The 7,374-nt window shown below is 36.3% G+C and carries 8 protein-coding genes; all 8 read left to right on the plus strand.

The features are described 5' to 3' along the window. Window positions 1-86 precede the first annotated feature (86 nt). Window positions 87-377: a hypothetical protein gene (locus LG34_RS06910; RefSeq protein ID WP_109215448.1), complete on the plus strand. Its 291-nt coding sequence runs from the start codon at window positions 87-89 to the stop codon at window positions 375-377. Then, window positions 370-2,643 carry a phage/plasmid primase, P4 family gene (locus LG34_RS17075; RefSeq protein WP_242979822.1) on the plus strand — a complete coding sequence of 758 codons (2,274 nt, stop codon included), beginning with the start codon at window positions 370-372 and terminating at the stop codon, window positions 2,641-2,643. Before LG34_RS06910 ends, LG34_RS17075 begins: the two co-directional genes overlap by 8 nt. Before the next feature lie 182 nt (window positions 2,644-2,825). Next, window positions 2,826-3,059, plus strand: coding sequence for a hypothetical protein (locus LG34_RS06920; RefSeq protein WP_109215449.1), 234 nt, complete (start codon window positions 2,826-2,828; stop codon window positions 3,057-3,059). Window positions 3,060-3,129: 70 nt separating this feature from the next. Beyond that, window positions 3,130-3,285, plus strand: coding sequence for an HNH endonuclease (locus LG34_RS17460; RefSeq protein WP_431602603.1), 156 nt, complete (start codon window positions 3,130-3,132; stop codon window positions 3,283-3,285). A 97-nt stretch (window positions 3,286-3,382) separates the two neighbouring features. Further along, on the plus strand, window positions 3,383-3,997 hold the full coding sequence (locus LG34_RS06930) for a hypothetical protein (RefSeq protein ID WP_109215451.1): 615 nt from the start codon (window positions 3,383-3,385) through the stop codon (window positions 3,995-3,997). Window positions 3,998-4,514: 517 nt separating this feature from the next. After that, complete coding sequence (locus LG34_RS06935; RefSeq protein ID WP_109215452.1) at window positions 4,515-5,204, plus strand: recombinase family protein; 690 nt, start codon at window positions 4,515-4,517, stop codon at window positions 5,202-5,204. 251 nt (window positions 5,205-5,455) lie between these two features. Further along, entirely contained in the window at window positions 5,456-6,367 is a 912-nt protein-coding gene (locus LG34_RS06940; RefSeq protein ID WP_109215453.1) for a sigma-70 family RNA polymerase sigma factor, read from the plus strand. A 603-nt stretch (window positions 6,368-6,970) separates the two neighbouring features. After that, window positions 6,971-7,258, plus strand: coding sequence for a pyridoxamine 5'-phosphate oxidase family protein (locus LG34_RS06945; protein WP_146190200.1), 288 nt, complete (start codon window positions 6,971-6,973; stop codon window positions 7,256-7,258). The last annotated feature ends 116 nt before the right edge of the window (window positions 7,259-7,374 follow it).

Below are 7,374 nucleotides of genomic sequence, written 5' to 3' on the forward strand. Positions count from 1 at the left end.
ATTGAAAATGGTCATGTTTATTTTGTACTATTTATATTCTAACACCACAGATTGGAGATGCAGACGGAGAAGAAGTTTTACAGGATTTGTCTATTGTATTTGATAATAGACCGTCTGTATATCTTTCAGAACCGTATATATACAATAATGCCGGTGCAGCAGAAGAATATCAGAAGCACTACATAACGCCAGAACGTAGAAAAGAACTATTAAAGAAGCAGGCAGAGTTGATGCAAAAATATAAAGAAGTGGAAGATTTCAAATGCGAAACAGAATATAAAAACGTACAACAGGCTTGCCAGAATTTAATGAATGAATTAGATCAACAAGCGGAAGATATCAGACGTGAGTTAGAGTCGGGGGTGCTTGATGAATAGTGAAGAAATTTACAATGACAATGTACGGCATTTTAATGTAGTAAGCAGATATAATAACGGCAAGGTACAGGCAAAATGTCCGGCGCATAATGATAAACAGGCTTCTTTGACGATTAGCAAAGGGGATAAATGCACGTTATTTCACTGTCACGCAGGTTGTAAACTGGAAGATATATTAACTGCTGCTGGATTAGAGAAAAAAAATACATTTTATAATAACATCTCTTATGTTGAAAAGTGGAAAATGTACATTGAGAGCAGAGAAAAGCGCAAAATAGAAGCAGTATATCCATACGTTTTTATTAACGGTGGTTATGCATTTCATAAAATCCGCTTAGAGGGCAAGAAAATATTATACGGCAGATTGGAGAATGAGCGTTTTTCTTATGGTCTGCCAAGATCTAAACCTAGAAAAAGTTATAGGGCGATATATGGCGATTTGAACGCCATTCAGAAAGCAATACAGTGTGGAAAGCCTGTCTTTGTTCCAGAGGGCGAAAAGGACGTTGATACACTGACAAAGCATGGATTTGTGGGTTTTACATTTGGTAGCGTGAATGACTGGCAAAGTGAGTTTGCAAGTATTTTGAAAGATGCGGTTGTGTATATTCTGGCAGATAATGACATACCGGGGCAAAGCGTAGCAAATAGAATTTATGCAGATTTGCAAGGAATCGCAAAGACAGCAAAGGTTATTACACCGATGCCAGACATACCAAAGGCAGATATTACAGATTATTTTCAGACAGGCCATAGCAAACAGGACTTTGAGCAGTTGCTGAAAACGGAGCAGACAAGACCGTTACAAGAAAACGTGTCGGAGAATGCAGAGCCTACCAGTTTGCCGGATAAATTGCAGATGTTAAATGCTGTGAGCAATTATGAAACAAATGATAAGGGATTCGGAGCATTATTTGCTGAAATATTTAAAGACAGGCATAGATATAATGCATCCAGAAAAGACTTTATGTCATACGATGGCAAACGTTGGGTTGACGATACAGAGGGATTAAGCGCCCGATCAGATGCAAAAGTATTGTCAGATGCTTTGCTTGCATATGGCAGCAGTACCGGGAACAGTGATTATTTAAAATCTGTTAGTTCACTATGCAGCCTTAGAAGCCGGAATAATATGTTGCAGGATTCCAGAGACGTTTATTATTTCAGTAACGAAGATTTAGATACAAATGATTATCTGTTAAATGTGCAAAATGGAACTGTGGACTTATCAGAGGATACACCAAAATTTTTAAAACATTCACCAGATATGTTACTGTCTAAAATCTGTAACGCAAATTATGATCCTGCTGCCAGTTGCAAGGAATGGGAAAAATTTCTTTATGAGATTATGCAAGGGGATAAAGAGAAAATAAAGTATTTGCAGAAAATAGCAGGCTTATCATTAACCGGAAACACACAGGAAGAAACGTGTTTTATCTTGTATGGTTCTACAACCAGAAATGGCAAGTCCACATTTTGTGAAACGCTGATACATCTATTGGGTGATTATGCACTGACAATGAAGCCGGAAAGCCTGGCAGTAAAACAAAACATGGATTCCAGGCAGGCAAGCGGAGATATCGCAAGATTAGCTGGTTGCAGGTTCTGTAATGCATCAGAGCCACCAAAACGAATGTTGTTTGATACAGCACTGCTCAAATCTCTGCTAGGACGTGACAGTATAACCGCAAGGCATTTACATCAAAGAGAGTTTAGTTTTATCCCTAAATTTAAACTGGTAATCAATACGAATTATTTACCTACTATTACAGATGATACGGTATTTACTTCCGGCAGAATCAATGTGATTTCGTTTGATCGTCATTTTGAACCGGAAGAACAGGACAAGCATTTAAAGGACAAATTAAGGCAGGAGAGTGAGTTATCCGGTATTTTAAACTGGTGTATTGATGGTTTGCGTATGTACCGCAAAGAGGGATTAAAACCGCCGGCAGCAGTACAGCAGACAACAGAGACATACAGAACAGATTCTGACAAAATCGGTAACTTTATCAAAGAATGCCTTGCCAAAACCGGGAAGAACAGCAGTATAAAGTCAATCTATGAAGTATACAGCACATGGTGTTCTGATAATGGCTATGGTACAGAAAGCAAGGGCAATTTTATATCCGAAATTAAGAGTAAAGGACTTTATGCGACCAGTGGAACCGTAGAGGGAAAGACCGTTAGAAACATCGTAAAGGGGTATACGGCAGAATCAGATTTTATGGAAGTAAACGGACAAGAACCGATACCATTTACTTGATGAAAAAGCAGGAAATGTGCATTATATGTAAAATATCTGTAAGTATCTATAGTGTAACTTTAGAATGTCCCATATTAAATACATATATTGCACAAATCCAGTATTTATGCGGGTTTGAAACACTTTAGTAAACTAAACTGTGCATTTTTACTGTAACGGTTTTTATGAGAGCAGGTGAATAGTTGGAGCAAGATTTGTATTTTCAGATGTATCAGACAATCTGGAAATTTCACAAAAAATATATCAATAAAATTTGTGACAATGACACTTTTTGGGATAGCCTTGTAAATGATGCTGACATGCTTATAGAGGAATATCACAACCATGATTTTATGATTGCTTTAGTGATTGCGGAGTTAGCAGAGTTTGACAGGTTACACCGGGAGATGATAGGAAATGCAGACACAAGAGTATAAGGATTATATGCGGAGTGAGCAGTGGAAAGCAAAAAAGCAAGAACGCATAGCAATAGACAAAGGGTGTTGTATGTGTGGCAGGCCTTTAGACGAAATCAAGAGTGTACAGGTGCATCATATCACATACAAAAACTTAGGAAACGAAAATGTTTTGACGGATATATGTACGTTATGCGGTTCTTGTCATAAGAAAATACATAATTACTACAATCGCAAAAGAGCATAAAGAACTAAGTTCGATGCAGATGGCTTTACACGAAAAAAGGGTATAGAAACACGTAAATTATATAATAATGGCTCAAATAGAGCAGAAAGAGGTTACAATGAGTAATAATAATGTACTACTGCCAAAGAAACAATATAAACGGCGTTTTGAGGTAACGGAAATTGACAAGAATGATCTGGAAGCTGTACTTGATATGGGAGTTGCATCCTTAAAGGGGCATAGAGCGAAATATCCAGAGACACCGGACGGATTGGAGCAGTTTAAACAAACAACCTATGAATATTTTGAATATGTGCAAAATTGCAATAAAGAGGATGACCGGGAGCATAAATTAATACCAGACATTGAAAGTTGGGCGGTATTTTTAGGAATTACCAGAATGACGTTGCTCACATATGAGAAAACACGCAATGCAGAATGGCAGGATTTTATTTTAAGGGGTAAGGATTTAATTACTGCTGCCAAGAAACAGTTGATTTTCAGACAGAAGATTCCGGCAGTAATCGGTATTTTTGATTTAACAAATAATTCCGGGTATGTTAATGCGTCAGAGTTTAAATTAAAACCAGAGACAGAGAAACCAGAACGCAAAGTATTAGCAGCGGAAGAATTACCGATATTAGGAAAAGACGGGAAATTGCATGATAGATCAGAGATAGAAAAATTACCAAAACTGAAAGCATTGCCAAAAGATGATAACGTTACAGAATGATACGTTATTTTGTAACGGTGTTCTTGAAATTTGCGGCAGGTTGTGATACATTTAGATTGTAAATAAAGAACAATCGCCACAAGTGGTTGACCAGTTAATAAGAATGAACATAGAAAATGCCACCCTAACTCGCCAAAGTTAAAGAGGGTGGTTTTTTCTATGCTAGAAAAACATTATCTGATAAACGTAAAAACGAATGTCAGCAATGCAAAAATGAACATGCCAAAAGCCATAAGGTCTTTGAAATCAAAATGATTATTGTTCATCAGCACCACCCCCATTCTATGTAAAATAAAACAGAGGTCAGCCACCCGGTAACACGATTGTTCCTGTACAGGATTCTAACAGATTTAATACGATATATCAAATTATTTTTCTCATATCATAATAGAGTATTAAAAGTGACGGTGTATAATATAGTATCAAAAGATATTGACAACAACAATAATAACAGGTAAAATACAAGTATCAAAATTAACGAACGTTACAATAAATACTAATGAGAGGAAAAAGTGATATGAGCATATATGGATATTGCAGAATAAGCACAAAGAAACAAAATATTGAAAGACAGGTTAGAAATATTTTAGCAGTACATCCAGATGCTATTATTGTGCGTGAGGTTTATACAGGCACAAAATTCCAAGGAAGAAAAGAACTTGATAAAATATTAAAGATTGCTAAACCAACAGATACTATTGTTTTTGATTCTGTATCAAGAATGAGCCGTAGTGCAGAAGAGGGTTATATAGAGTATGAAAAACTTTTCTGTCGAAACATAACACTTGAGTTTTTAAAAGAGCCGCATATAAATACAGAGGTGTATAAAAAGGCTTTGTCTGGTACTGTTGCAATGACAGGAACGAATGCTGATTATATATTAGAGGGTGTGAATAAATACCTTATGGCATTAGCAAAGGAACAGATCAGACTTGCTTTTGAACAGTCAGAGAAAGAAGTGCAGGACTTGTACCAACGAACTAAAGAGGGAATAGAAACAGCAAGATTAAATGGTAAACAGATCGGACAGAAGCCGGGAACAAAGCTAGTCACAAAGAAATCTATAGAAGCAAAGAAGAAGATACAGCAATATAGCCAAGAGTTTGGCGGTACATTATCGGATGTTGATTGTATGAAATTAATCGGACTTGCAAGAAATACATATTATAAATACAAGAGAGAGTTAAAAGAAGAAATGCAGGGGTAAATACCTCTGTATTTTTTTTCCAGAGGGGGGAGGGGGTTAGATAAAATAACCATATATCCCCCTACTAAGCTATCCGGGTAACTGCCAAAAATAAAAAAGGGGTGTTCTGCTGCCTGTTTTGAAAATATTTTAAAATATATAAAAAGGCTATTTTGTGGTAAAATAAAAGAGAAGTCATGTATTTAGCGGTTTGACTTCTCTTTAATGTATTGTATCTATCTCAATTATAGTATAAAGGTAGGTGCAGGACAATGACAAATGAACAGATTATTGAGCAAATTAAAAGCGGTTATTCTGTAACGGATAATATGCAAATGTTGTATGAAAAAAATCTTCCGTTAATCAAAAAGATCATAAAACCTTATTCTGTATATGATGATAGGGAAGATTTGTTACAGGAATCATATTTTGGATTGGTAGAAGCTGTAAAGCATTATGAAACATCTCGAAACGTGCTTTTTACAACGTATTTGTGTTTTTGGATACGGCAGAGTGTAAGCCGCTATTTAGAGCAAAACGGTTCAATAATAAGGATACCGAACTATACAAAACAGAAAATTAGTTGTTATAGAAAATGTGTTGCAGATCTGACACAGGAATTAGAGAGAGAACCGACAGATGAAGAAATCGCAAAGAGATTAGATGTTACAGTAACTGTAGTTCAGGAAATAAAGCGCTATATGCAGAGTGTAATAAGTCTTGATACGCCGCTAACTGTAAATGATGATTTTACGTTACAAGACAACATACCGGTTAATATTGACATTGAAGCGGATGCCGTAGAAAAGATATACAAGCAATATGCCAAAAGCAAATTATGGGACATTGTAGAGCAATACACAAATGATAGGGAAAATGATGTTTTAAGAGATATATTTATAGATGAGAAATCATTGGCAGCAGTTGCGACAAAACAGGGACTTTCAACAAACCGTATCCGGCAGATAAGGGAAAGTGGATTGAAAAAGTTGCGCATGGGTAAGGCCAGACGCATGTTGCTAGAAAACTTTGAAATTGTAGAAGCAAAAGCATATAAAAATAGTGTAGGACAATTTAAACAACATGGTTGTTCGTCTGTAGAGTATATAGCAATCCGCAAAGCAGAGATAGAAGCAGAATATGAAAAACGGATAAGACAAATAAAGGCTATGGCAGTATCGTAGTGTGCGTGTTTTGGAGTGGTCTATAGTAAGTGCAGAATGTTTTTTAGTAACACACTGGTAGCGCACAAAATGGCGTAAAAGCCTTTATTTAAAGGGATTGCAGTTCTCAAAGAGATAATTTTCTCGGAAGAGATTTTTCAAAAGAGTTTATATCCCGGAAGTACATTGCTTCCGGGATTTTTTCTATTTGGTCAAAACATGACCAGAAATCTTTAATTCTGTAATTCAATTAATTAGATTATGAGAAAAATGTCTGATTTATTCTGAATAAATCGTGAAATGCAACTTACCCGCTGATTTTTACAACTTACAGTTTCCAGTATAGATATGGAAAACATTCTATGCTATATTATTATTTCAGAACCATCATCATATTTTTGTGTATTCTGTTGTTGCGGGATGGTGTAATAGTGCTGTATTCTGTAGCGAGCATTATAACAGGGTTAATCGCATGGGCAACACCAATTATAGATAGAGTATTTTTGAAAACGTATCATGCTGAAAGGTCGATGTTAGTAAGTGTTGGATTCGCATTTTTGTCTGTGTGGATATAGTTTTTGGATATAAAAAATTTGACATATACTGGTAATTGGTCAGCAATCCATGATACAATTATTGAAAGCTTGCAGTAAAGCGTCTTATTGTGTTTATGATCAGGGATATCGCAAAGAAGGCAAGTGGGCGTTGAACATTCGCAGTGTAGTGGTTTTTGGGCAGATCAGCGTTGTGGAAGAGGCAGAGAAGACAAAATATATTTGCACAAATCTGTGTCGAAAATTTACGGATGATGCCGCTTATCTGGAACATGAACTGACACATTCCCTGGTGCGCGTGCTTTGTCTGGAGTTGAGCCCTGAGCATATGACCGGCAAACTGGTGAACGAATCATAAAAAGCAAAGATAATAAAATAAATCACCCTGAAATTGCGTGTGGAGCAAACTTCAAATAATTTATCGAATTCATCTCAGTCTGAGTTGAGACTCCCACTTCTGCAAGTGATGAGTAG

This window comes from Eubacterium ramulus, assembly GCF_003122485.1.
Taxonomy (GTDB): Bacteria; Bacillota; Clostridia; order Lachnospirales; family Lachnospiraceae; genus Eubacterium_I; species Eubacterium_I ramulus_A.